Origin of the sequence: Hyphomicrobium sulfonivorans, from assembly GCF_013306565.1 — a bacterium.
Taxonomy (GTDB): Bacteria; Pseudomonadota; Alphaproteobacteria; order Rhizobiales; family Hyphomicrobiaceae; genus Hyphomicrobium_A; species Hyphomicrobium_A sulfonivorans.
The window spans coordinates 187,593-211,597 of sequence record NZ_PZPO01000005.1; the positions used below are offsets into that span (position 1 = coordinate 187,593).

The following is a 24,005-nucleotide window of genomic DNA, read 5'->3' on the forward strand; positions in this document are numbered from 1 at the left end:
GCGTCGGGCACGGCGCCGCCGTCATCATCATCTTGCCGCTGGCATCATCCTGCGGCGGCGGATTGCGCCATCAAACCGGAGCGGGGTTGCGCTCCAGGAACGTGCCGCGCTGATGCCAGTAAGGATAGGTGAGGGGGATCTCGCTCGCCTTGTCCAGTTTGGCGACCTGCTCCGGTGTCAGGTTCCAGCCCACGGCGTCAAGGTTCTGGCGCAGTTGTTCTTCGTTGCGCGCGCCGATGATGACGCTGGAAACCGTGGGGCGCTGTAACAGCCAGTTCAGTGCAATCTGCGGCACCGTTTTGCCGGTTTCGTTCGCGACGTCCTCCAGCGCATCGACGACACGGAACAGATACTCATCGCTCACCTGCGGGCCGGCATCAGCCGAACCATGCAATCTGCTTTCCTTGGGAATGCCGGTACCGCGACGGATCTTGCCGGTCAGGCGGCCCCAGCCGAGCGGGCTCCACACTACCGCGCCGATGCCTTCCTCAAGCCCGAGTGGCATCAGCTCCCACTCGTATTCGCGGCCGATCAGCGAATAGTAGGTCTGGTTGGCAACGTGGCGCGGATAGCCATACCGGTCGGCCACCGACAGCGATTTCATCAGATGCCAGCCGGAGAAATTCGAAACGCCGGTGTAGCGGATCTTCCCCGCACGCACGAGCGTATCCAGCGTCGACAACACTTCTTCCTGCGGTGTCAGCGCGTCATAGGCATGCAACTGGAACAGATCGATGTGATCGGTCTGCAAACGCTTCAATTGCGCTTCAACGGTGGCGATCAGATGCTGGCGTGACGAGCCGACGTTGTTGGGTTCGTCGTTGAAGCGGAACGTCGCCTTGGTTGAGATGATGGCCCTGTCGCGCTTGCCCTTCAGCGCTTCGCCCAGAATGCGCTCGGACTCGCCCTGCGAGTAGATGTCGGCTGTGTCGAACATATTGACGCCGGCATCGAGGCAGATGTCGATCAGCCGACGGGCTTCGGCAACATCGGTGTCGCCCCAGGCGGAGAACAGCTTGCCCACGCCCCCGAATGTTCCGGTGCCGAAGCTGAGTGCGGGCACGGTGAGGCCGGAGCGGCCGAGACGGCGATATTCCATGGCTGGTTCCTCTGATGGGCGTGGGAGGCGAGGTTAACGCCTAGATAGGGAGCGGGCTTGGGACTGCAAGTTGGCCGTGTGGCTGACCCGCATCCGAAGTGCCGGGATACGCGGCGACGAAAGCTGCGATCGCGCCAGCAAGTCGGTGGGCATTTCGCCCGCTGAAGATAGCAGGGCGCCGGGCAGGGGCTAATCTGATTACTTTCTATGCAATCCCCATTGGCGCCCCAATTCATGCCAAAGATTGCCGGAGCGCCCGGCGGCAAGGGCTAATGGTTTGAAATGCCCGAAAGTTCGTCGTTCTCGGCCCTGCGATCCGCGATTAGGGCTCATCGCTCATTGCGCTTCGAATTGTCGCTGCTTTCGGTTAGAACCTCAGCATCGTAACGCGCTTTATCTCAGGGGCTGAATTTTCCCCTGGCAGGAATGATTGGAGACCGCCGTGACGGCGACGAAAGAACTGCACCAAGCCGGCCAAAGCATCTGGATTGACGACATCACCCGCTCGATGCTCGACAGCGGGCGTCTGGCGAAGATGATCGCAGAATTTTCCGTCACCGGGCTCACCTCCAACCCGACCATCTTTGAAAAGGCGATCGGCAGCGGATCGGATTACGATGCGGCCGCTGAAGCGCTGGTGCGCAAGGGCCTGTCCGACGAAGAGCTGTTCTTCGAGCTGGCGCTGGATGACCTGCGCCGCGCCGCCGACCTGTTCCGGCCGATCTATGATCGCACCAGCGGCGTTGACGGTTGGGTTTCGCTCGAAGTTTCGCCGCTGCTTGCCTACGACGCCGATGCAACCATCGCCGAAGCCAAGCGTCTTTATGCGAAGGCCGATCGCCCCAATCTCTTCATCAAGATTCCCGGCACGCATGAAGGCCTGCCCGCTATCGAAGCCGCCACCTTTGCCGGTGTGCCCGTGAACGTGACGCTGCTTTTCACAACCGGCGATTATCTCGCGGCCGCTGAAGCCTATGTGCGCGGCCTGGAGCGGCGCGTCGCTGCTGGCCTCGATGCCAATGTGCGCTCCGTCGCTTCGGTTTTCATCTCCCGTTGGGATCGCGCCATCGTTGAAGATGTGCCCGACGCCATCAAGAACCGGCTTGGCATTGCTATCGGCCAGAGCGCCTACCGCGCTTACCGCGAGTTGATCGCATCCGACCGTTGGCAGCGGCTGGAGAATGCCGGCGCGCGGCCGCAGCGGCTGCTGTTCGCCAGCACCTCGAGCAAGGACAAGCGCGCCACCGATACGCTGTATATCGACAAGCTGGCGGCACCCAACACCGTCAACACGATGCCGGAGGATACGCTGCGCGCGTTCGCCGATCATGGCACGGCGAGCGATCTGCTTGCCGCCAACGGTGGTGATTGCGACGCGATCTTTGCCGCGCACGCGGAAGCGGGCGTCGATGTCGAGGCGCTGGGCCGCAAGCTGCAGGCGGATGGCGCCAAGGCGTTTGTTGCTTCGTGGCGCGATCTGCTGGCTTCGATTGCCTCGAAGACGAAGGCGCTTGCGTAGCGTATGGCGGTCGGTTGCACGCCTGCAAATGTGCATGCAACCCATCGCGATTTGATATCATCAACAAGTGGGCCGGAACCGTTTCTCCCTCTGGCCCATTTTCCGGATCATAGTCACGCATCCGCACGGGGCCTCGTTGACTGAAGGCCCGTGCGGTTTTGCGCGCAGTTCGCCTACATTTGCTCTCCAATTACTGGCTTGCGAAAGAACCGATCCGATGACCGAGGCCATTGCCGTTGCACCGCTGACCACCGCTCCCACGTGGCGCGCGCTCTCCGATCACTACGCCGCCGTCAAGGATGCGATGTTGCGCGATCTGTTCGCCACCGATCCCGAGCGTGCGGCCCGTTTCACCGTTGAGGGCGCGGGGCTAGTTCTCGATTATTCGAAGAACCGCATCACCGCTGAAACCATGGCGCTGCTGTTCCAGCTGGCCGAGGAACGCCAACTTACGGCCTGTCGTGATGCGATGTTTCGCGGCGACCGGATCAACACCACCGAAAACCGCGCCGTGCTGCATTCAGCGTTGCGCGCACCCGCCGATGCGGTGATCGAGGTGGACGGGCGCAACGTCGTGCCGGACGTGCACGGCGTTCTGGATCGCATGGCCTCGTTTGCCGATCGCGTGCGTGCCGGAAATCTGATCGGCCACACCGGGCAGCCGATCCGCAATGTCGTCAACATTGGCATCGGCGGCTCGCATCTGGGGCCGGAAATGGCCTATCTGGCGCTGCGCCCCTACAGCGCACGCGATATGCGGTTCCGGTTCGTCGCCAATGTCGATGGCGCGGCGTTCACGGAAGCAACGCACGATCTCGATCCGGCAGAGACGCTGTTCGTCGTGTCGTCGAAAACCTTCACGACGCAGGAAACGATGAGCAACGCGCATCTCGCGCGGCAATGGCTGATCGAACGGCTGGGCGATGAACGCGCAGTTGCCAAACACTTCGTTGCGGTTTCAACGAACGCGCAGAAGGTGGCCGAGTTCGGCATCGACACCGCTAACATGTTCGCGTTCTGGGACTGGGTTGGCGGGCGCTATTCGCTGCCGTCCGCCATCGGTCTTTCCACTATGCTCGCTGTCGGTCCGGAAAACTTCCGCGCCATGCTGGCGGGGTTCGCGGATATGGACGTGCATTTCCGCACCGCGCCTCTACAGCAAAACCTACCGGTTATTCTGGGGCTGCTGAGCGTCTGGTATGCCGACTTCTTCAGCGCCGCGACGCAGGCCGTGCTGCCCTATGCGCAGAACCTTGCGCGCTTCCCGGCCTATTTGCAGCAATTGCAAATGGAGAGTTGCGGCAAGAGCGTCGATCTTGAACGGCGCCGCGTTGATTTCGCGACCAGCGCTGTTCTGTGGGGCGAGCCCGGCACCGATGGTCAGCACTCGTTCTATCAGCTGCTGCATCAGGGCACGCACCTTGTGCCGGCGGATTTCATCGGCTTCCTGCAGCCGCTGAGCCCGCTCGCCGCGCCGCACGATCTGCTGATGGCCAACCTGTTCGCGCAGGCGGAAGGCCTGGCGTTCGGTCGCACGCTTGCTGAGGTCGAAGCCAGCGGCGTCAGCGCGGCCGACGCGCCATTCCGAGTCATGGAAGGCAATCGTCCCAGTAACATGCTGCTTGCGGATCGGCTGGACCCGCGCACGCTGGGCGCGCTGATTGCGCTCTACGAGCATCGCGTGTTCGTGCAGGGCGCAATCTGGGGCATCGGTCCGTTCGACCAGTGGGGCGTGGAACTCGGCAAGGTGCTGGCGGGCAAGATCGCGGCGGAAATCACCACTACGTCCGCGCCGGACTTGCAGCACGATGCTTCAACCAACGCGCTGATTCAGCGTTATCGGAACGCGCGCCACCAATCGTGATGGCTGTGTTGGCGCGCATGCGTCGACGTAACGTGCGTGGCGTCATCGCGCTATAGTTGCACCGTGGTCAAAGCGATTCAACAAATCGCACCAGCGCGTCGCGATCTTCGCGTGCCAGCTCGGCATAGCCATCACGGGCGCTTTGCGCTTCGCCGCCGTGCCAGAGAATGGCTTCCTCGATTGAACGCGCGCGGCCATCGTGCAGAAACAGCGTGTGGCCGCTCACGATTTGCGTCAGCCCGATGCCCCACAGCGGCGCGGTGCGCCATTCGCGGCCATCGGCAACGCCCTCCGGCCTGTTGTCCGCAAGCCCTGTGCCCATGTCGTGCAGCAGCAGGTCGGTGTAAGGCCAGATACGCTGGCGGCTGAGATGCGGCTGGCCGTCAACATCGCCGGTCACGAACGACGGCACGTGACAGCTCTGGCAACCGAGCGCATGGAACACCGCCTTGCCGCGCCTGACCTGCGGATCGTCCATGTTCCGGCGCAGCGGCACGGCAACGTTCTGCGCATAGAACACAACATGGTCGAACAGCTTGGCGCCAACCTCGACACCGCCATCGCGTTCCCGCGCACCGTGGTGCGCATTTTGGCAGATGGGCTGCTGCGTGGTGCAATCGCCTGCGTTGCGCGGATCGAGATGCGTCGAGAGCCCCATGTCGCCGGCAAACGCGCTCGCGGTCTGATCGGCGACGGTTGCCTTGCCCGCCTTCCAGCCGAAACGCCCGATCGCAACGTCTTTCCGTTGCGCCGACCACACCTCGTTGACGCGGCCCGATATGCCGTCGCCATCGCTGTCGTTCGGATCGGCGTGCGCCTGGATCTGCGCGTCGGGGATGGCTTCCAGCAGCCCGATGCCGATCATCTGCGGAGCAACGCGCGGCGACAGCATCGTATCAGCGTGCAGCGGTCCGGCTTTAAGCGCCTCAACGCGGTACGTCGGGCGGCGCAGGCTCACCTGCGTGCCGTCTTTCAAGGTCACCGGTACTTCGTCATAGGAGATGTGCATGTGGCCTTCGTTGTCGAGCCCGCGCACAGCCATGTTCTGCAGTTGCTCGCCGTAGGTTGGTTCGTCGATGGTGTTGACGCGCCGTTCCGCCAGCAAACGCCTTTGCTCATCGTTCTGCGGTGGAATCGACAGCCGCAGCACCATCGATTCCGCCGTTGCATCCGGGCGATTGGCGGGCGGAGGGTGGCCGCGACCATCCTTCAGATGGCAGTTCTGACACGAGCGCGAGTTGAACAGCGGGCCTAGCCCGTCGGAGCTTTTCGTTGACGATGGCGCCGACACCCAAAGCTTGCGAAATACGCCGTTCCCGACCTTGAATTTCGCTTCCCCCTCAAGGCCGATGCCGTGCGAGGGATGCGAAAATGCGCCGGGATTGTCGAAGCTTTCGCGCGTCGTTGCGTTGCCGCCCGGCAATGCCTCAGCCGCATCATCGTCTGGAAAGGCAGCAACAGCGTGCAAAGCGTTTGCGTCGTGCGGTTGCGCGGTCGGAGCCGAGGCGGCGGCCATTGCGATGGCCATCAGCCCCGGAACCAATATCGCCAACCCGCACAGCGGCGATTGCCTCACCTCACGCCGCCGGGATTGTCGAGGCTTTCGGAGCCCTCGAACTGAATAGCCTTGAGCTGTAAAACGCCGACATCACGCTCCAGCGCCTTGGCCTGCGCAATCAGCGCCTGAATGGCCTTCTCGACCAGCTCGTTGCCCTCGGCATTACCTTCGCCGATCATCTGGTCATAGGCTTCGCCGCCTTCCGCGCGGTCGACGATAGCCTGCATGCGCTCCATCGTCGTGTCGAGTGCCGCACGTGTTGCGTCATCAGCTTCAGCGGATTTTGCCCGCACGAGATCGGATGCGCTGGGGCCGGAAACGATCGTTCCATCGGGGCGTTGGTAGCTGCCCAGATAAATGTTCCGGATGCCCAGAGCGTTGTTGTAATGGGCGTTGTGGGTGTTGTCGGAGAAGCAGTCCTGCTCTTCCTCCGGATCGTGGATCAGCAGGCCAAGCTTCATGCGCTCGCCCGCCAGCTCGCCGTATGAAAGGCTGCCGAGGCCGCGGAAGATTGCTGACAAGCCAACGTTGCCGCTGTCGAACATCACCGTCTTGCGCGCATCGCCGTTCTCCCCCCACTGGCCGACCATCCACGTCAGATCGTCAATCAGCAGATCGGTGACGACGCTCAGATACTGCGCGCGGCGATCGCAATTGCCGTTGGAGCAGTTTGCGGTGTCATAATCGGTCGCGGGCCGATTGCCGGCACCGGCTTCGTTGCCGTTCAGATCCTGGCCCCACAGCAGAAATTCAATCGCGTGATAGCCGGTCGCCACGTTGGATTCGACGCCGCCCGCTTCCTGCAGTTTGTCGCTCAGCAGTTCCTTGCTGATGACGCTGGCGTCAATTTCCTCGCCGCCGATCTTGATCTTGGGATTGGCAATCACGTTGGCGAGGTAGAAATCGTTTGGCAGACCCTGATCGGCATACTCCTGCGAGACGTAGTCGATCAGCCCTTCGTCCAGCGGCCATGCGTTGACGCGCGGCTCCCAGTCATCAACGATCTTGTTGCCGAACCGGAAGGCTTCCGTTTGCGCGTACGACTTGCGCGCCGTGATCCAGGCCGCGCGTGCGGCCTTCAGCGTGTCTTCCGATGGCTTGGCAATGAGCGCATCGACGGCGACTTTCAATGCCTTCGCGCCAGTGAGGGAATCTGAATAGCCAGCTTCGGCGATGTCTGCGTACGTCTTGGAGACTGCCGCCACGCTGGGCGCCTCCTGTGCCACTGCGCACGCTCCGGTAGCAAAAGCGATGACGGCGGTGGCCATCAGGGTTCTAGCCAGCCTGTTGAACATGCGCGAAGCCTTCCTTGGTGGTTGGAGTGATGTGCGGGTTACGGCAAGCGCCGCAGCACCGATAGCAATAATGGGCCGATCTGATGTCGGTCAAACGGGCGTGCCGGGAACTGTTGACCAGGCCGATCACAATGATTGCGGACAGCATAAGTCAAGAATATTTTGCCCCGACATCAGGCTAGCAAAAGCATGAAATAAGGCGTAGGCGCGGATCGCGACAACGCAGAATGCGCGCGTTCACGTGAAAGTGCTGCTATAGGCCTCGGTGGGGATGATTGTGCCTGGGGAAATGCATGCGTTCGCGCGCTAGCGTTCTGAGAATGGCGGTGGTCTGCGCGGCAGCGCTGGGGCTTGTGCTTCTCGGCTGCGGCATAGCAGGATCGCCAGCATCGGCGGCAAACGAAGACTTCGCCAAGATCAACGAACGCATCATCGACAGCTATCTGCTGCCTCACTTCCAGACGCTGGCAGATGAGAGCGCATTGCTGGGCGGCATCATCGCCGGTGTGTGCGCGGGTGACGCTGCCAAGCTGGCCGATGCCCGTGGCGAGTTCGAGAAAACAGCGCTGTCATGGGCGGCGGTGGATTTTCTGCGTATGGGCCCGATGGCCCAGATCGGCCGCGCGGAGCGTTTTCATTTCTGGCCCGATGCGCGCAACGTCACGCCGCGTCAGGTTGGGCGTCTCGTTGCCAGTCGCGATGAAAGCGCGCTCGATCCGCAGGTGCTGCTGAAGAAGAGCGCGGCGGTGCAGGGGCTCGGCGCGCTTGAGCTGCTGCTCTACGACGACAAACGGCCCATTACCGACACGACGGACGATGGCCGTTATCGTTGCCGTCTCGCCATCGCCGCCGCCGAGGCCGTTCAGGCTGAGACGCTGGAGGTCATTGCAGCGTGGAGTGGCGCGGATGGATGGCGCACGCAGCTGCTGCAGCCTGGCGTCGGCAACAGTCCGTATAAAACCACCGATGAAGTAACCGCAGATTTTGCGCGCGCATTCATCACCGGCCTGCAGATGATCCTCGATCGCGAGATTGTGCAGATGGAATATGCCGCCGTTAATCCGGCGCGCAAGCCGCTGCTGGTGTTTGCGCGCTCCGGTCTCACCGCGCGCTACATCGTTGCCAAAATGCAGTCGCTGAAGCAGCTCTATGATGCAATGGATCTGGCAGCCACCGTACCGAAAGACAAAGGCTGGATGTCGCGCTGGATTTCCGGCGCGTTCGACAGGTTGTCCGACGAGGTACCCGATGCGATCTCCAATACGGAGACAACCGGCGAGGTGCGCTCGCGTCGATTGCGCATCCTGCGGTTCCAGATAGACGGCATTCGCAAACTGGTCGGGCGAGAGATGGCAACACTCGCCGGGCTGACAATAGGGTTCAATGAACTTGATGGCGATTGATCGGCGACAGCTTCTGATCGGTGCTGCGGTTTGTCTGGCTTCGACAACTACGGCGGCGCATTTCGGCACCGCGATTGCGTCGGCGGCCGCCGCTGATGACAGCGCATTCGACAGCGGTATCATGCCGGGCGATCTCATCGCCGCGTGCCGCCGTCCCGATGGCGGCTATTCGGTCGTCATCATGTCGCTCGACGGCACCTTGCTGCATGAAGTGCCGCTGGAAGGGCGCGGGCATGACATCGCGCTCGATCACGCCAGCGGCCGCGCTGTTGTGTTTGCGCGCCGGCCCGGCACTTTCGCGCTCAGCTTGGACATCCACGACCGGCAACCGCCTTCAGTGTTCACCACGCCCGCCAACCGGCACTTTTACGGTCATGGCGTGTTTTCGCGCGATGGCCGGCTGCTGTATGCAACCGAGCACGACAACGACACGCGCGACGGCCTCATCGGCGTTTATGACGTCGCGGGCGGCTTCCGGCGCATCGGCGAATTTCCCAGCTACGGCATCGGCCCGCACGAGGTGATTTTGCTCGCCGACGACACCACGCTGGCCATCGCCAATGGCGGCATTGAAACGCACGTTGAAACCGGTCGTGAGAAGCTCAACCTTTCTTCGATGGAGCCTTCGCTCGCATTCGTTGATCGTCGCAATGGCCGGCTGCTGGCACAGCACAAGCAAAGCGCGGAACTGCACCGTCTTTCCATCCGGCATCTGGCGCAGGATGCACGCGGTACGGTGTGGTTCGGATGCCAGTGGGAAGGCGAGAACGTCGACTCGCCCGATCTGGTTGGTTGCGCCGGGCTCGACGCGCCGCTGCGTATCATCGCGCCGCCAAAGCCGATGGGCGCATCATTGGCGGGCTATATCGGTTCGGTTGCTGTCAGCGGCGATGGCCGTTTGCTGGCGGCATCGGCACCGCGCGCAGGCCGCATCGTCTACATCGATACCGAGCGCCAGCAGGTGGTGGGCGAAAGCCAGCTTGCCGATAGCTGCGGCATCGCCGGCATCGAGGGGCCGGGCTTTGCGATGACGTCCGGCCACGGCATCGTGCAGACGGATCAGCCCGACCATACCCATCTGACAACGACAACGTTTCCCGGGCGCGCGTTTGACAACCATGTGCGCGTCATCGGCTGAAGCTTGTCCCAGCCTGCGCGTGGTTTACGTCGCTGGCACCTGTGCGCCGACAATCGTTGGCAGGCGGCGCGGCTTTGCAGGGCCTTTGCCTTCGTCTGCTGACGCCAGCAGGCGCGGCGCCCGTCGCCCACGCGCATTGCGTTTGTCAGGCTTGGCGCCATCACCCGCAACAATTGCCCTGCCGGAGCTGGAATACTCAGCGGCCATCATGCCCCACAGCAGCGCCATCAGCACATAGAAGTGCCGCCAGTGGTCGCTGTCGATGATGATGCCTTCACCGGCCGTGCCGACGAACGCTGCATAGACCGCAAGAAACATCGGCCGTATTTCGGTGCCGCGCATGGCAAAGCGCATGCCGAACACAAGCGACAGCAGCACCAGCAGCAGATAGGTTCCGCCACCCAGCCAGCCGGAATTGAGGAACATCGTCAGGTAGACGTTATGCGCAGCTTCCGGATGGTAACGCTGACCGAATTCCAGCGCGCCGATGCCAAGCGGCTTTTCTGCGATCATGCCGAGCGCTTTTTCCTGACCTCCGAAGCGGCCTTCTTCGCCAAGGTCATACGACTGATCGAAGCTGGCGCGCTGCAGCAGTAGCGATGATATCTCGTTCGAGCTTAACGCAGCCATGACGGCGAGGGCCGCGAAAAGTGCGCCCAGCAGCAACAGCGACAGCAGCTTTAGCCGCACGCGCGCCTTGCGGGTGGTGACGAGCAGCAGATAGCCATAGAGCGCCAGCGACAGCGCAAGATTGATCCACGCGCCGCGTGAAAAGCTGAAAAACACGCCGAGCGTCAGGATGGCTGCGAGAGCCAGCGGCAGCACCATGCCGCGCAACGGGCGCTCAAGCGCGACATTGATGAGATACAGCAGCGGTACGATCAGGAATGGCGCGAAGACGTTGGGGTCTTTGAACGTACCGGTGGCGCGACCATACTCCGTGAACAGCTCATAGCCGCCCGGAATGATGTGGAAGTAGCCCAGCAATGCTGCGCTTGCAGCCACCAGCGCCGCGAACGACCACGCATTGAGAAGCAGCCTGGCATGGCGCGGCGGATCGTAGGCAACGAACGCAGCCAACACCGCGCACGCTGCATAAAGATACAGCGTCACCGCGACGTGAATGCCGGTGCCGGAAAGATCTTGAGAGAACGCCATGCCCAGCAGCGCGCCCGTCGCCGCCAGCAGCCACAGCGCGGCGAACGAAACCAGCGTCGGCGTGAAGTGCACCAGCCCGATCACCGGCAGCAGAACGATCAGGCCCATCGTGAGGGCATCGACGGGTGCGGGTTCGGAAAACACAACGCCCGAAACCGCGATCGTCAGTGCAACAGCGGCCAGCGCGAGCAGGGTGATCAGGCCGCGCCGATGCCGTTGTTGCGGCACGGATGGTGCGGCACTTCCCATCCCGATATCGGCGGCAACGCTGACCATGAACTACTGAAACTTTCCCGCGAGAGCGAAATCCCGATCAGTAAGCGTTTTCCGACTTCATCAGCGCAAACGGCGTTTTAAGCAGGATGTAGGTGTCCAGCAGCAGCGACCAGTGCTCGATATAATAGATGTCGCATTCGACGCGCTTCAGGATCTTCTCCGGCGTGTCGGTCTCGCCGCGCCAGCCGTTGATCTGCGCCCAGCCTGTGATGCCCGGCTTCACCTTGTGACGGGCGAAATAGCCATCGACCACTTCGTCGTACAGGTTGCCGGCGGCCTTCGCTTCCAGTGCATGCGGGCGCGGGCCAACCAGCGACAGATTGCCGATCAGCACGTTGAAAAGCTGCGGCAGCTCATCCAGGCTTGTCTTGCGGATGAAGCGGCCGACGCGGGTCACGCGCGGATCGTCCTTGGTGACGAGCTTGGATGCGTTGGCGTCGCAGCGATCGGTGTACATCGAGCGAAACTTGAAAACCTGAATCAGCTCGTTGTTGAAGCCATAGCGCTTCTGCCGGAACAGCACCGGTCCGCGGCTGTCGAGCTTGATCGCGATGGCGACGGCTAGCATGACCGGCGAAAGCACGATCAGCGCCAGGGTGGCCACGATCTTGTCGAACAGCCACTTCGAAACCGCGCCCCAATCGGCAATCGGCTTCTCCAGCAGGTCGATCATCGCAACGTTGCCAACGTGCGAATAGGTGTTTGGCGTGAAGCGCAGTGCGCTCGAACCGGCCGGAAGTTTCACCTCAGCGGGCAGAACAGCCAGCGAATGGGTGATTTCAAGCACGCGCTTTTCGGCCGTGATCGGCAGCGCCACGATGATCATGTCGAGGCGTGAGTGGCGCGCATACGAGACAAGATTCTTCAGGCTGCCGAGATGCGGATAGCCGGAGGTCATGCTGCCGATGCGCTTGTTGCCGCGGTCGTCGAACACGCCGATGATGCGAATGTCGCTGTCGACATCCTTTTCAAGGTCGGTGATCAGCTTCTCGGAGATGTGGCTGCCGCCGTAAATGGCAGCGCGACGGAACAGACGACCTTCGCGGATCCAGTGGCGCACGCACGCGGTAACGGCAGCGCGCTCGGCTAGCAGCAGCACGAGGCCGCTGGCGTACCAGGTTGCCAGCCAGACGCGCGACAGCTCATGGCCCGCCTTAAGAAAGAACGCTGCGGCCAGCATCAGCGCGAATGCGATCGTCCAGATCAGGATCACGCGCGGCATCTGCCGCAGGAATGAGCTGAACGAGACGCGGGAATAAAGGCCCAGCATGTCGAAGCCGAGCGCCACCACCATCGCGGTGAACGGAATGGCGGCCATGTAATAGGGATTGGCGAAGATCTCGGGATCGTCGACGTAGAACAGCGCGACGGCCAGACCGACCATCGCTGCGATGAACACGTCCAGCGTGCGAACCACGCCGCGGATCACCACCATCGAAACAAGGCTGGTGTTGTCGTCAGTCCGGAAGTCGGCCAAACGCGGTTCGGGGGTTGGAAGCCCGAGCGGGTTTGGAACAGAGGCATTACCGATTTGGGACATTCCGGACGATCCTGGCAAACGACGGTGGATGCTGTCCTTGTAAGAGCAGCATCCATGCCAGGTGCCTAAAATTTGCCGATCTGTCGGTAAGCTTGTCAGTTAAGGTTAGCGAAGTATCTCGCGATAGAACGCGATCACGTCATCAACCGCGCGGGCCACTGTAAAACGGGCTGAAACAGCGTCTCTCAGGCGCGCGGCACGGGCCTTTGCTGCGGCCGGGTCATCCAGAAATGATGTCATGGCGTGTTTCAAAACGGGAACATCGCCGGGCGCAATAAGCGCCGTGTCGCTGCCGTCGACAATTTCCGGGATGCCGCCCACGTTGGTTGCGATCAGTGGCATGGCGGCGGCGGCGGCCTCCAGGACGATGTAAGGCATGCTTTCGGCGCGCGATGGCACAACGAGACAGCGCCCGAGCGCAAATGCCTTGCGCGCTGGCATGGCGCCGGGAAATGTTACCGCACCGGCAAGTCCAAGCCGTTCCGCTTTCGCTTTGAACGTGCCGGAATCCGGACCGCCACCGACGATGACCGCGCGCACGTCGCGCTGCCTGGCCCGTATGCCTGCCAGCGCTTCCAGCAGCACATCCACACCCTTCAACTGCCGCAGCTCGCCGATGAACAGAAAATCAGCGGCGTTTGCATTGGGTGCGTGCGGCCTGAAATCATCCGGCTGCAGAGCGTTTGGAATGACACGCTGCGGCACTGCATTTGCGCCAACCTTGGCGTCGTAAACGCGGCGGATGAAATCGCTCTCGAAGATCAGCCCGTCCGTATATCGGGCCAGAAACCGCTCAACCGCGAGGTAGATGATGCCCTGTGGCGAGCGGGTGCTGTAGTGCAGGCTGCCGCCGTGCGGCGTATAAAACACCGCTGTTTTCTGTCCGCCGCGCTTCAGAGAGCGTCCGGCCAGCCGCGCATAGGCTCCGCCCTTGGCACCATGGCCATGCAACACGTCGACGTTCATCGCGGCAACGACATCGCTGATCGCGCGGCTCGTCGCCAGATCCTTCGGACCGGGCAGCCGTCCCATCGGCATGCGCGTGATGCCAAGCTGGAGATGCTGTTCCGCGTGGGCGAGGCGGTCTTCGGTCAACGCATCGGCGACGGTTGAATCAACGATGTATCCAACCGCATGGCCGCGCGCTGCCTGCTCGGAGCTGAGGTCGAGCACATGGCGGAACAGGCCGCCCACCGGCGCCCGCAGGCAGTGCATGATCCGCAATTGTTCACTCCCACGATAGATCGCGCTGCGGGCAGGACGCGCCAACTGTCGGCGCGCCCGGTGCTTTGAGCACGAAGCAATCGTGCCCTAGAAGAAGCGCTCGAACACGTAGACGGTGTCGCCCGGCAGCAATGGGTAGTCGGAAGGGGCTTCGATTTGGTCAACGAGCGGCCCAAGCTTGCGCGTGATGCGGAAGCGGCGGTGGCTGGCCCGTTCCGTGTAACCGCCCGCGATTGCGATCGCCTGCTCGATGGTCATGCCGGAAACGTAGGGGAACTGGCCCGGCTGGCGCACTTCACCCAGGATGAAGAACGGCCGGTTCTGCGCCACATCCACCGTGACTTGCGGATCTTTCACGTATTCCCTGGCCAGCCGCTGCGCGATGGCGCGGCCCAGTTCCACCGTGCTGCGGCCACGGGCGCGCACAGAGCCGATAAGCGGCACAGCGATGTTGCCGACCTGATCGACCGTGTAGAGGCGCGACAGGTTCGGCTGTCCATAGACGAACACGCGCAGGCGGTCGCCGGTATCGAGGATGTATGCCTCGTGTCCCGTCGGTCCGCCGGTAATGTCGCCAGATACAACCACGGCCGGGCCCCAGGCCACCGGCGCGGCCGCCATCGGCATCGGAGCAGGGGCCATCGGCGCCGGCGAGACCACCCGGCGCGAGGGCGCGTGCCAGCCGTCGGCAACCTGAACTGGCTTGTCGGTCGGCTTGGCCGTGCTGTTGCCATCGGCCTTCAGCTGCGTTTCCACCGGCAAATCGAGCGTCGCGGCGGCCTTGTGCACCGTGGCTTCACCCCACACCGAGGTCGGCCGCACGCTGCCGTTCACCGCATTGGGGCCATCGCCAATAATATCGACAGAAGTTGCGTTCGCGGCAGTGGTGTTGGTCTCAGTGCCGTGCTCAATCATGCGTCCGGCGGATGGGGACTGCCAGGCTGGCGCGGGGGCTGTGAGTGATGCGATATCCGACGCAAGTTCCCCAACCAGCGGCGTCTGCGCGCAACCGCCCAGCAGGGCGGCGCCGAGTATCAGCAGACTGTGTATGCGCAATTGAGACATGGTGTGCAGCCAACGCGGTATGTTTCGCTTGCTGCACTCTGCGCGCTATCGGTTAATAAAACCTGAGCGTGTGTCTTGCTGTGGAACGCTTAATGAAATCGCAACCGGTAAGCGATCTAATTTGAGGCAACGATTAGTTTCCTTGAAGCGGAAGATCATGGCCACCGCCGCCCCTGACGATATCGATATCGGAGCAATCTGGCGCTCGCTGAAGCGCGCGATGCCGAAACTTGTGCTGCTCAGTTTGCTGACCGGTGCGCTGACCTATGCAGTGCTATCGCAGTTTCCGCCCCGTTATACATCGGAGGCGCAGATTCAGGTCGTGGCGCCGCGCGATGCTAACGGCGCTGACCGTAGTGCTGAATCGGTTGCGTCCCGTCTCGATCGGGAAGCGATCAACACGCATCTTCGCAGTCTGCTGTCGCCGGATCTTGCGCTGCAGATTATCGCCGAGGAAAAGCTCGACAAAAATCCCGAGTTCAATGACGCAATTGGTACGCCCGGCCTGCTGCAGCGGATAAAGAATGCTGTTGGCCTCGGCGGCACCGATTCCGAGAGCGAACAGGATCGGGTGCTGAAGGCATTCAACAGCCGCCTTGATGTTTATTCGCCGCGCGAAAGCCGCGTCATCGGCATCCGCTTTACCTCAAGCGATCCGGCGCTTGCCGCTGAAGTCGCCAATCGCATCGCAGAAGCTTATCGCACGTCGCTCGCCACCCGCTCTTTATCGCAAACTGATGAAGTGCAGCAGGCGTTGCAGCCGAAGATCGACAAGCTGATGAACGAGGTCGCCGATGCTGAAGCGGCGGTCGAAAAGTTCCGCGCCAAAGCGGATATTTTCAAGGGCGGACCGAACAACACCGGTCTCAATCAGCAGCAGCTTGCCGATCTCAACACGGAACTGACGCGCGCGCAGGCCGCACGCAGCGAAGCTGACGCGCGTGCGCAGTCGGTGCGCGAAATGGTGCGTGCTGGAAACGCCGAATCGTTGCCCGATGTGCAGCGCTCGCCGCTGATCCAGAACCTCGTGCAGCAGCGTGTGCGTGTTGAACGTCAGCTGTCTGAACTCTCGGCCACGCTGCTCCCGGCCCATCCCCGCATGCGTCAGTTGCGCGCCGACCTTCAGGGCCTTGAGCGTCAGATCAAGTCTGAGGTTGGCAAGATCGTCGAAGGCATCGAGAAGGGCGCTTCGATTGCGGCTTCGCGCGAGGCTTCGGTACGACGCAGCCTTGAGCAGGTCAAAAAGGAAACCGCAGGCACGGGCGAAGATGAAGTTCAGCTCCGTCAGCTTGAAGCCGTAGCTCGTTCCAAGCGCGCCGAGCTGGATCGTCTGCAGGCACGCTATGAGTCCAACCGCATTGCAGCCGACCGGCGCGCGGTTCCGGTCGAGGCACAGATCGTTTCTGTCGCCCGTCCCACCAGTGTGCCGAGCTTCCCCAAGCCGTTGCCTTACGCAATTCTCGTCAGCCTCGCGACGCTGCTGTTCGGCATTGCTATTGTTGTCACCAAGGCGCTCTTCACGGCGGCCCGTGGGTCAACTGCCGAGCATGAAGTGTTTGAGCCTGCGGTGGCGGAGCTTGCAACCGGAGAACTTGCGCCCGTGCTGGCCCGTGATGCCTCGCGCGTGCATGTTGTGAAATCGGTCGCCGACCTTGCATATCAGCTTGCGGCGCATCCGCAGGACATTGGCGGTTTCCGCGCGCTGATGACCGGATCGAGCGAACAGATGGACATCGGCACGGAGGGCATCGATCTCGCCAAAGCGATGTCGGACGCCGGCAGCGATGTCATCGTGCTGGACTGGGCGCCGGAAGGCCACGGCCTGGCGGAAGCTCTGGGCATCGTGCCGCGGCCGGGCCTCAATGAGCTGCTGCAGGGCAAGGCTACGTTCGAAGCAGTTGTCACGCGCATTCCAGCCAGCGGTGCCCACTTCATTGCCGCCGGTGCCCCCGTGCACGACCGCGACATCGTGTTCGATCCCGACCGCCTTAACCTCACGCTCGACGCGCTGGACACCGCCTACGATCAGATCCTCGTCGTTGGCCGCACCGACGTAGCGCGGGCTCTGTTCGAAGCCATTCAAGGCCGCTTCGATGCCGGCATCATCGTCAGCGAAGCGCGTCGTCGGCCCGCTACCGTGCAGGGCGGCGGCACGTTCCTTGGCTTCGATGTCACCGATATCGAGCTGTTCCGGCTAGAGCGCAGCAAAACGACCGAGATTGCGCGCGAGCGGCTGGCCCGAGTCGGCGCCAAGGGGCGGCTGGAAGCACGGATCAGTTGAGACCCTCAGCGGGCTCGACCTGCGCAAGTAACAGACCGTTAGTCAAAACGGTCTGTTGTCGGCTCAATTTAATGTCGAGCGAACACCCGGTGCGCATAGTGCCGCGAACGACAATCTCGCAGTTGGGTGGTGGACGTCGCAGCGCGCGTCCGTCGTCTGCTGACGGCACGAGGGCGGCATGAGCAGACGCACGGCAACGCTTCTGAAGACGGCGCTGGCAGCGGTGCATTATTCGGGCGCCGGCAATCTTCTTGCGCCCTATACCGCCGGCTCCGGTGTCATCTTCATGCTGCATCAGGTGGACCCGGCGCCACCGCACGAGTTCGAGCCCAACCGCATTCTCAAGGTGACGCCGCGCTTCCTCGACGAAGTCGTCGCCAATGTCATCGATGCCGGCTTCGATGTCATTGCGCTTGATGAGGTGCGTGCGCGCCTTGAAGCACCAAGGCCGGCCAAGCCGTTCGCCTGTTTCACCTTCGATGACGGCTATCGCGACAATCGCGAATACGCGTTGCCGATTTTCCGGCGCCACGGCGTGCCGTTCACGATCTATGTTCCAACCGACTTCGCCGACGGCAACGGTGACTTCTGGTGGTTGACGCTGGAGAAGGTGCTGCGCGCCGCCCCGCAGATCACGCTGGCGATGGGCGGCGAAACGCATCACTTCAGGCTTGCAAACGCCGCCGAGAAATACGCCGCCCACCATGCAATCTATTGGTGGCTGCGCCGCATCCCTGAGGATCAGGCGCGTGCAGTCGTTGCTGAGCTGGCGGCGGCCTATGGCATCAATCCCAAGCTGGCGCATCAGGATCTCATTATGTCGTGGGACGAGTTGCGCGATCTGTCGACCGATCCGCTGGTCACGATAGGCGCCCACACGCGCGGGCACTATGCGCTCGCCAAGCTTGACGAGCCGCGCGCCCGCGATGAAATGACGGAAAGCGTCCTGCGTATCGAGGCCGAACTGGGGTTGCCGTGCCGCCACTTCAGCTATCCCTACGGCGATGAGGGCAGCGCAGGCGAGCGGGAGTTCCGTATTGCCGAAGGGCTGGAACTCGAAACCGCGGTCACAACCCGCAAGGGCCTGCTATATCCGGAAAACGCTCAGGATATGATGGCGCTGCCACGGCTGTCGCTGAATGGCGACTATCAGGATATGCGCTATGTGAAGGCGCTGCTGTCCGGCGTGCCGTTCGCGCTTATGAACACACTGAAGAAATTCAGCGGTCGTCGCGTGCCTGCCTAGCGCCTAGCGCCTTGCCCGCGCTCGCCGGATGCGCGATCCACGAGGCCGCCCGTTTTTGCGTGCGCCTCCCATCGCAACCTTGCACATCCCTGAAAAAGCACGTTTGATCGGCTGGCTGACGTCGCGCGCTAGAGCGATGCACTGCAGCATGCCCCTGCTTGCGGTGCACACCACGGCTGTTGATCGCCGCGCGTGGGGCCGTTATCAGACGGTAGGGTACAATCTGGGGGCATGCGCAGTTGGCCGTTTCAATTTCATCGCCTGGGACCGGTGCTGATATTCAGCCGGCTGTCTCCGGCAGCGCCGTGCGGGTCTGGCTCTGGTTCTGTGCCGCGCTGGTTTTCGCGATGATCGTTGTCGGCGGCGCAACGCGCCTGACGGACAGCGGTCTTTCCATCACCGAATGGCAGCCGCTGCTGGGTGCAATCCCGCCGCTCAACGATGCCGACTGGCACACCGCCTTCGAGAAGTACAAAGGCATTCCGCAGTACTCGGTCATGAACGCGGGCATGTCGCTTGAGGACTTCAAGGCGATCTACTGGTGGGAGTGGGCGCACCGTTTCCTCGGCCGCTTCATCGGGCTCGCATTCGGGCTGCCGTTCCTGTTCTTCTGGCTGTCGGGCCGCGTGCGTGGCGGCTTCGCGCTCAAGTGCCTTGGTGTTTTTGCGCTTGGCGGACTGCAGGGCTTCATCGGCTGGTATATGGTCAAGTCCGGGCTGGTGGACCGCGTGGACGTCAGCCAGTATCGGCTAACGCTGCACCTCATCACCGCATTCGCGATCCTTTCGCTGCTGGTATGGCTCGCCTTGAGTGCGGCGCCGGAGGGCGAGCGCATACGCTTTCTCAATGTCACGCCGGCACAGCGCCTGACCGCGATTGCGCTGTTCGTTCTCATATTTTTTCAGTCGGCGCTGGGGGCGCTGGTGGCCGGACTTAACGCCGGCCTGACCTACAACACCTGGCCGCTGATGGACGGCAGGATCGTGCCGGACGGGCTGTTCATGCAGCATCCGTGGTACATCAACTTTTTCGAGAACATCACCACCGTTCAATTCGATCACCGCATGGTGGCCTATGCGGTCGTCACGCTGGGGCTGATCCACTTCGTGACGCTGGTGCGTTCGGCGGATGATGAGCGCATCGTCCGGTCGGGTGCGCTGCTGGCGATATGCCTGCTGGCCCAGATGCTGCTCGGTATCTGGACGCTCCTGGCTGTGGTGCCGCTGTCGCTGGGGCTCGCGCATCAGGGCGGGGCGGCGATCGTCATTGCGGTCGCGACGCTGCACCTGCATCGGATTGCCAGCGCGTCGAAAGCCTGAGCTTTTTTATGGCGCTCGGCGACCGGCTCCCGGAACGGGAGTCGCCAGCGCTACCTAAAACGCGCTCGGCGGCCCGGCTCCCGGAACGGGAGTCGCTGAGCGCCAAAAAAGCTGCCGCGAGTGCGCTTTACAGACCCAGCATCAGCCGTATGTTCTGAACCGCTGCGCCGGCAGCGCCCTTGCCGAGATTGTCGAGCCGCGCCATCAGCACGGCCTGATTGTGCGCGGCGCTGCCGAACACATAAAGCTCCATGCCGTCCTGGCCCTCGATCTCGTCCGCAGCCAGCCGGTTGAGATTTGCCGCCGGCTCGCGCGCAACGCTCACGCGCTCCTGCCCGGCGTAATGCACATCGAGGGCCAGCTCCAGATCGCGCAGGCAGGGCTTGCCCGGCAGCACGTCGAGATGCAGCGGTATCGAGACGATCATGCCTTGCCGGAAATTGCCCACCGACGGCACGAAAATAGGCCGCCGCGTCAGCCCGCCATAGGTCATCAGCTCCGGCACATGCTTGTGCTCAAGCCCAAGCGCATAGAGCTCGAAAGCGGGCGCGGTGCCAGCCTCGTAAGCTTCGATCATTGAACGCCCGCCGCCGGAGTAACCGCTGACGGCGTTGACAGTGATGGGGTGATCCGCAGGCACCAGCCCGGCGTCGACCAGCGGCCGGATCAACGCGATGGCGCCGGTCGGATAGCAACCCGGATTAGCTACCCGCGCCGCTGAGCGCACGGCGTCGGCCTGGGCGCGGTTCAGCTCGGGAAAGCCATAGGCCCATCCGGCTCCGGTGCGGTGCGCGGTGGAGGCATCGAGAATGCGCGGCGCTTCATCGCCAAGGCTGTCGGCCATCGCCACGGCTTCGCGCGCGGCATCGTCCGGCAGGCACAGCACCACCAGATCGGCGGCCCGCAACAGTTCCATGCGCGCAGCGTTGTCCTTGCGCAGAGCCGGATCGATGCTCAGCACCTCAATGCCCTGCATGTCCGCCAGTCGTTCGCGGATCTGCAGGCCGGTGGTTCCGGCTTCACCGTCAATGAAGATCTGCGCTGGTTTGGCCTGTGTGCCCATGGCGGCATTGCCCTGTGCTCTTAAGTTGCCCTGTTCGAAAGCGATAGCCTGCCTCGAAACACTTGGGGCGCGGCTTATTCTGCCGCGCCCTGTAAGTAAACTACCTGCCTACGTTGCTATGGCCGGAAAACAAGGCCATGCGGCGCGGCTGTTATGAAAAGCCCAATCGGTGCTTGATGCCCTGCCACAGGGTTTCGGAGCAGCCGAAGTTGAACGCCTGGCACGTAACCTCGTGGGAGCCCTTGTAGATCATCTCCAGCGCCACCCACAGGATGACCAGCAGGCCGATCCACGTGATCCAGGGATACTTAACCAGCAGCTTGGCGATGTAGGCCGAGGCAACCGCCATCAGGATGATCGCAACTGCAAGGCCGATGACCAGCACCAGCGTCGAGCCCTTGGCCGCGCCAGCCACCGCCAGCACGTTATCGAGCGACATTGAGACGTCGGCGATGATGATAAGACCGACAGCGGACCAGAAACTCATGTCGCCGTCATCGCCGTTGCCTGATCCGGCAACGCTATCGGCGTCACCGTGGTGGCTGCCGGTTTTGATCTGGAGATACATCTTCCAGCACACCCACAGCAGCAGGATGCCGCCGGCAAGCGTCAGGCCGATGATGCCGAGGAGCTGAACCGTTATGGCCGCAAAGAAGATGCGCAGCACAACAGCGGCGGTGATACCCCAGAAAATAACGCGGCTGCGCATTTCCTTGGGCACGCGCGAGGCTGCCAGACCGACGATGATGGCGTTATCGCCCGCCAGCACCAGATCGATCATGATGATGTTCATCAGTGGAACGAAGTTCTGGCGGTACCACTCCGGCGAAACAAGATGCTGTGCTTCTTCCGCGATGACCCCATAAAGATAGCTGAGGTCCTGTAATAGCCAGTCCATCCTGCACCCTGTGTTATGTCGGGCCGCGCGTGGCAGGCCCAACTTCCATCCCCGCGGGTATGTGGCACCGCAGCCAGAAGCGGGCAAGTGGGCGCGGCGCAAAAAACGCCTTCAAATAGCCGTCATAAGCAGAACGGGCCGCCCGATGGGCAGCCCGTTGCAATGTCGGTAGTGGCGAAAATGCCGTCGCCTTAGCGCTTCGAGAACTGGAAGCTGCGGCGGGCCTTTGCGCGGCCATACTTCTTGCGTTCCACCACGCGGCTGTCGCGGGTAAGGAAGCCGCCCTTCTTCAGCACCGAACGCAGGTCCGGCTCGAAGTAGGTGAGGGCCTTGGAGATACCGTGACGGACGGCGCCGGCCTGACCGGACAGACCACCACCGTGAACGGTCACGTTGATGTCATACTGGGTGGCGCGGTTAGCGGCGGCCAGCGGCTGCTGAAGCAGCATCTGCAGCACCGGACGTGCGAAGTATGCGGTGTAGTCCTTCGCGTTGACGGTGATGGTGCCACGACCCGGCTTGATCCAGACGCGGGCGACGGCGTTCTTGCGCTTGCCGGTGGCATAGGCGCGGCCGAGGCTGTCCAGCTTCTGCACATGGACGGGGGCTTCCGCAGCCACAACGCCCTTGATTTCGCCGAGGTCTTCCAAAGACTTGGTTTCTTGTGCCATTGTCCTTAGCCCCTCTTGTTCTTGCGGTTGAGGCCAGCCACGTCGAGCAGCTCCGGCTGCTGTGCCTCGTGGGGGTGCTCGTTACCCTTGTAGACCTTCAGGTTACGCATAAGCTGACGCTGCAGCGGACCGCGCTTCAGCATGCGCTCAACGGCCTTGACGACAACGCGCTCCGGGAACCGGCCTTCGAGCAGGCGGCGCGGGGTGGTCTCCTTGATGCCGCCCGGATGACCGGTGTGGCGGTAATAGACCTTGTCGGTGAGCTTGTTGCCGGAGAAAATCACCTTGTCCGCATTGATGACGACAATGTTGTCGCCGCAATCAACGTGCGGGGTGTAGATCGGCTTGTGCTTGCCCTTGAGACGGGTGGCGATGAGAGCGGCGAGACGACCGACGACGAGACCTTCAGCGTCGATCAGGATCCACTTCTTCTCCACCTCGGCGGGCTTGGCGACGAATGTCGTCATAGTCGGAGGCTCCTGATAGGGGCGCCAGACGGACGACAGATGCCATCTCAGCAGGCGCGAGTGGCGCCTTGAAATCAGATTGCCTGGAATCTGTCAATCGACAATGCAATGAAAAATGAAAACACAAGCAAAAACAATATGTTGCGCAATGTGGTATTATAATACCGCTTCGATATTCCGGCCAGCGTTGCCCGGTTGGAGCACATTTCCGCCGAGCTAATGCTCAAAATGAAGCCCCAGGCGTGGCAACGGGGTGCCAATCCTGTGGTCTGCGTATTAAATGCAACGGAAGCGCCGCATACTGTTGATTCGAATGCCATCGATGGCTTCAGCGGCTACATAATCCAGCGGAGGAACGGAACGCTATGCGGCAGGCACTATCTGGTTCGATCTCAAAGCTATTGGCTCCCTGTCTGGCGGCGATGCTTGCTTTCGTCGCGTTCTCCGCGCCAGTTCTCGCAGAGGATCAGGACGCGGCGGACGAGCCGATCAAGCAGATGCGTCTCACCGAAGAGCAGGTGAAGAATTTCATCGCTGCACAGCCTGACCTGACCACCGTAACTTCCAAGCTGCAGGGCGCCGACGACACCATTGAGCCCGAGCTCCAGAACGAACTCGACGAGATGGCCCGTAAGCATGGCTTCTCCGACTTCGCCGAGCTGGACGACGTAGCGGCCAACATCTCGATCGTCATGGCGGGGCTGGATTCCAAGACCGGCGAATTTATCGAACCTGTCGACGCTCTTAAAAAAGAGCTCGAAGAGGTGAACGCCGATACATCGTTGACCGACGAAGACAAGAAGCAGCTCGTCGATGAACTGAACGAGGCCATCAGCACGACGCCGAAACTCCAGTTCATGGAAAACGTTGAGCTGGTGAAGCAGCACTGGGACGAGATTGAAAAGTCGCTGCAGGACTGAC

Annotated in this window: 19 protein-coding genes; 8 read left to right on the forward strand and 11 right to left on the reverse strand. The window is 62.1% G+C overall.

What is annotated here, in order from left to right; translation table 11 throughout:
* Nucleotides 1-70 precede the first annotated feature (70 nt).
* The gene (locus tag C6Y62_RS12345; RefSeq protein ID WP_173954159.1) at nt 71-1,099 is read right to left on the reverse strand and encodes an aldo/keto reductase; all 1,029 of its coding nucleotides are present in this window, start codon (nt 1,097-1,099) and stop codon (nt 71-73) included.
* A 442-nt stretch (nt 1,100-1,541) separates the two neighbouring features.
* Here C6Y62_RS12345 and tal point away from each other — a divergent pair, with 442 nt between their 5' ends.
* Nucleotides 1,542-2,618, forward strand: coding sequence for a transaldolase (gene tal, locus C6Y62_RS12350; RefSeq protein WP_173954160.1), 1,077 nt, complete (start codon nt 1,542-1,544; stop codon nt 2,616-2,618).
* A gap of 217 nt (nt 2,619-2,835) precedes the next feature.
* Nucleotides 2,836-4,482: a glucose-6-phosphate isomerase gene (pgi, locus tag C6Y62_RS12355; protein ID WP_173954161.1), complete on the forward strand. Its 1,647-nt coding sequence runs from the start codon at nt 2,836-2,838 to the stop codon at nt 4,480-4,482.
* Nucleotides 4,483-4,549: 67 nt separating this feature from the next.
* On the opposite strand, the gene C6Y62_RS12360 is transcribed toward pgi, so the two are convergent.
* Together C6Y62_RS12360 and C6Y62_RS12365 are read right to left on the reverse strand one after the other, a co-directional pair.
* A complete protein-coding gene (locus C6Y62_RS12360) occupies nt 4,550-6,010 on the reverse strand; it encodes a di-heme oxidoreductase family protein (protein ID WP_173954353.1) in 1,461 nt (486 codons plus the stop codon).
* A gap of 44 nt (nt 6,011-6,054) precedes the next feature.
* Nucleotides 6,055-7,323 carry an imelysin family protein gene (locus C6Y62_RS12365; protein WP_420844166.1) on the reverse strand — a complete coding sequence of 423 codons (1,269 nt, stop codon included), beginning with the start codon at nt 7,321-7,323 and terminating at the stop codon, nt 6,055-6,057.
* Between the two features lie 305 nt (nt 7,324-7,628).
* Between C6Y62_RS12365 and C6Y62_RS12370 the strand changes: the two genes are divergently transcribed.
* Both C6Y62_RS12370 and C6Y62_RS12375 read left to right on the forward strand, forming a co-directional pair.
* Complete coding sequence (locus tag C6Y62_RS12370) at nt 7,629-8,738, forward strand: imelysin family protein (protein WP_173954163.1); 1,110 nt, start codon at nt 7,629-7,631, stop codon at nt 8,736-8,738.
* Nucleotides 8,728-9,876: a DUF1513 domain-containing protein gene (locus C6Y62_RS12375; RefSeq protein ID WP_173954164.1), complete on the forward strand. Its 1,149-nt coding sequence runs from the start codon at nt 8,728-8,730 to the stop codon at nt 9,874-9,876. Before C6Y62_RS12370 ends, C6Y62_RS12375 begins: the two co-directional genes overlap by 11 nt.
* Nucleotides 9,877-9,900: 24 nt before the next feature.
* On the opposite strand, the gene C6Y62_RS12380 is transcribed toward C6Y62_RS12375, so the two are convergent.
* The 4 genes from C6Y62_RS12380 to C6Y62_RS16470 all read right to left on the reverse strand — a co-directional run bounded on the left by C6Y62_RS12380 (nt 9,901) and on the right by C6Y62_RS16470 (nt 15,139).
* Nucleotides 9,901-11,310: an O-antigen ligase family protein gene (locus tag C6Y62_RS12380; protein WP_198491405.1), complete on the reverse strand. Its 1,410-nt coding sequence runs from the start codon at nt 11,308-11,310 to the stop codon at nt 9,901-9,903.
* Nucleotides 11,311-11,347: 37 nt separating this feature from the next.
* Complete coding sequence (locus C6Y62_RS12385) at nt 11,348-12,850, reverse strand: undecaprenyl-phosphate glucose phosphotransferase (RefSeq protein ID WP_173954166.1); 1,503 nt, start codon at nt 12,848-12,850, stop codon at nt 11,348-11,350.
* A gap of 105 nt (nt 12,851-12,955) precedes the next feature.
* Nucleotides 12,956-14,065: a glycosyltransferase gene (locus C6Y62_RS12390; protein ID WP_173954354.1), complete on the reverse strand. Its 1,110-nt coding sequence runs from the start codon at nt 14,063-14,065 to the stop codon at nt 12,956-12,958.
* 96 nt (nt 14,066-14,161) lie between these two features.
* Complete coding sequence (locus C6Y62_RS16470; RefSeq protein ID WP_246274660.1) at nt 14,162-15,139, reverse strand: polysaccharide biosynthesis/export family protein; 978 nt, start codon at nt 15,137-15,139, stop codon at nt 14,162-14,164.
* A 157-nt stretch (nt 15,140-15,296) separates the two neighbouring features.
* On the opposite strand from C6Y62_RS16470, the gene C6Y62_RS12400 reads away from it, so the two are divergent.
* From C6Y62_RS12400 to C6Y62_RS12410, 3 genes are all read left to right on the forward strand, one after another.
* Complete coding sequence (locus C6Y62_RS12400; RefSeq protein WP_173954167.1) at nt 15,297-17,420, forward strand: GumC family protein; 2,124 nt, start codon at nt 15,297-15,299, stop codon at nt 17,418-17,420.
* A gap of 178 nt (nt 17,421-17,598) precedes the next feature.
* Nucleotides 17,599-18,666: a polysaccharide deacetylase family protein gene (locus tag C6Y62_RS12405; RefSeq protein ID WP_173954168.1), complete on the forward strand. Its 1,068-nt coding sequence runs from the start codon at nt 17,599-17,601 to the stop codon at nt 18,664-18,666.
* A gap of 239 nt (nt 18,667-18,905) precedes the next feature.
* A complete protein-coding gene (locus C6Y62_RS12410; RefSeq protein WP_246274662.1) occupies nt 18,906-19,985 on the forward strand; it encodes a COX15/CtaA family protein in 1,080 nt (359 codons plus the stop codon).
* A 127-nt stretch (nt 19,986-20,112) separates the two neighbouring features.
* Here the strand turns inward: C6Y62_RS12410 and argC are convergent, their stop codons facing one another.
* The 4 genes from argC to rplM all read right to left on the reverse strand — a co-directional run bounded on the left by argC (nt 20,113) and on the right by rplM (nt 23,084).
* The gene (argC, locus tag C6Y62_RS12415; protein ID WP_173954169.1) at nt 20,113-21,048 is read right to left on the reverse strand and encodes an N-acetyl-gamma-glutamyl-phosphate reductase; all 936 of its coding nucleotides are present in this window, start codon (nt 21,046-21,048) and stop codon (nt 20,113-20,115) included.
* A gap of 151 nt (nt 21,049-21,199) precedes the next feature.
* Nucleotides 21,200-21,841, reverse strand: a complete 642-nt coding sequence (locus C6Y62_RS12420) for a TerC family protein (protein ID WP_246274707.1) — start codon at nt 21,839-21,841, stop codon at nt 21,200-21,202.
* A gap of 296 nt (nt 21,842-22,137) precedes the next feature.
* Entirely contained in the window at nt 22,138-22,617 is a 480-nt protein-coding gene (rpsI, locus tag C6Y62_RS12425; protein WP_068461161.1) for a 30S ribosomal protein S9, read from the reverse strand.
* Between the two features lie 5 nt (nt 22,618-22,622).
* Nucleotides 22,623-23,084 (reverse strand): 50S ribosomal protein L13, encoded by a 462-nt coding sequence (gene rplM, locus C6Y62_RS12430; protein WP_068461163.1) that lies wholly within the window; start codon nt 23,082-23,084, stop codon nt 22,623-22,625.
* 365 nt (nt 23,085-23,449) lie between these two features.
* Between rplM and C6Y62_RS12435 the strand changes: the two genes are divergently transcribed.
* Nucleotides 23,450-24,004, forward strand: a complete 555-nt coding sequence (locus C6Y62_RS12435) for a hypothetical protein (protein ID WP_198491404.1) — start codon at nt 23,450-23,452, stop codon at nt 24,002-24,004.
* Nucleotide 24,005: the final 1 nt, after the last annotated feature.

Coding starts and splice junctions, on each gene's coding strand:
- C6Y62_RS12345 (WP_173954159.1), bottom strand. CDS start 1,099: ATGGAATATCGCCGTCTCGGCCGCTCCGGCCTCACCGTGCCCGCACTC.
- pgi (WP_173954161.1), top strand. CDS start 2,836: ATGACCGAGGCCATTGCCGTTGCACCGCTGACCACCGCTCCCACGTGG.
- C6Y62_RS12360 (WP_173954353.1), bottom strand. CDS start 6,010: ATGGCCATCGCAATGGCCGCCGCCTCGGCTCCGACCGCGCAACCGCAC.
- C6Y62_RS12370 (WP_173954163.1), top strand. CDS start 7,629: ATGCGTTCGCGCGCTAGCGTTCTGAGAATGGCGGTGGTCTGCGCGGCA.
- C6Y62_RS12375 (WP_173954164.1), top strand. CDS start 8,728: ATGGCGATTGATCGGCGACAGCTTCTGATCGGTGCTGCGGTTTGTCTG.
- C6Y62_RS12380 (WP_198491405.1), bottom strand. CDS start 11,310: ATGGTCAGCGTTGCCGCCGATATCGGGATGGGAAGTGCCGCACCATCC.
- C6Y62_RS12385 (WP_173954166.1), bottom strand. CDS start 12,850: ATGTCCCAAATCGGTAATGCCTCTGTTCCAAACCCGCTCGGGCTTCCA.
- C6Y62_RS12390 (WP_173954354.1), bottom strand. CDS start 14,065: ATGCACTGCCTGCGGGCGCCGGTGGGCGGCCTGTTCCGCCATGTGCTC.
- C6Y62_RS16470 (WP_246274660.1), bottom strand. CDS start 15,139: ATGTCTCAATTGCGCATACACAGTCTGCTGATACTCGGCGCCGCCCTG.
- C6Y62_RS12400 (WP_173954167.1), top strand. CDS start 15,297: ATGGCCACCGCCGCCCCTGACGATATCGATATCGGAGCAATCTGGCGC.
- C6Y62_RS12405 (WP_173954168.1), top strand. CDS start 17,599: ATGAGCAGACGCACGGCAACGCTTCTGAAGACGGCGCTGGCAGCGGTG.
- argC (WP_173954169.1), bottom strand. CDS start 21,048: ATGGGCACACAGGCCAAACCAGCGCAGATCTTCATTGACGGTGAAGCC.
- C6Y62_RS12420 (WP_246274707.1), bottom strand. CDS start 21,841: ATGAACATCATCATGATCGATCTGGTGCTGGCGGGCGATAACGCCATC.
- rpsI (WP_068461161.1), bottom strand. CDS start 22,617: ATGGCACAAGAAACCAAGTCTTTGGAAGACCTCGGCGAAATCAAGGGC.
- rplM (WP_068461163.1), bottom strand. CDS start 23,084: ATGACGACATTCGTCGCCAAGCCCGCCGAGGTGGAGAAGAAGTGGATC.
- C6Y62_RS12435 (WP_198491404.1), top strand. CDS start 23,450: ATGCGGCAGGCACTATCTGGTTCGATCTCAAAGCTATTGGCTCCCTGT.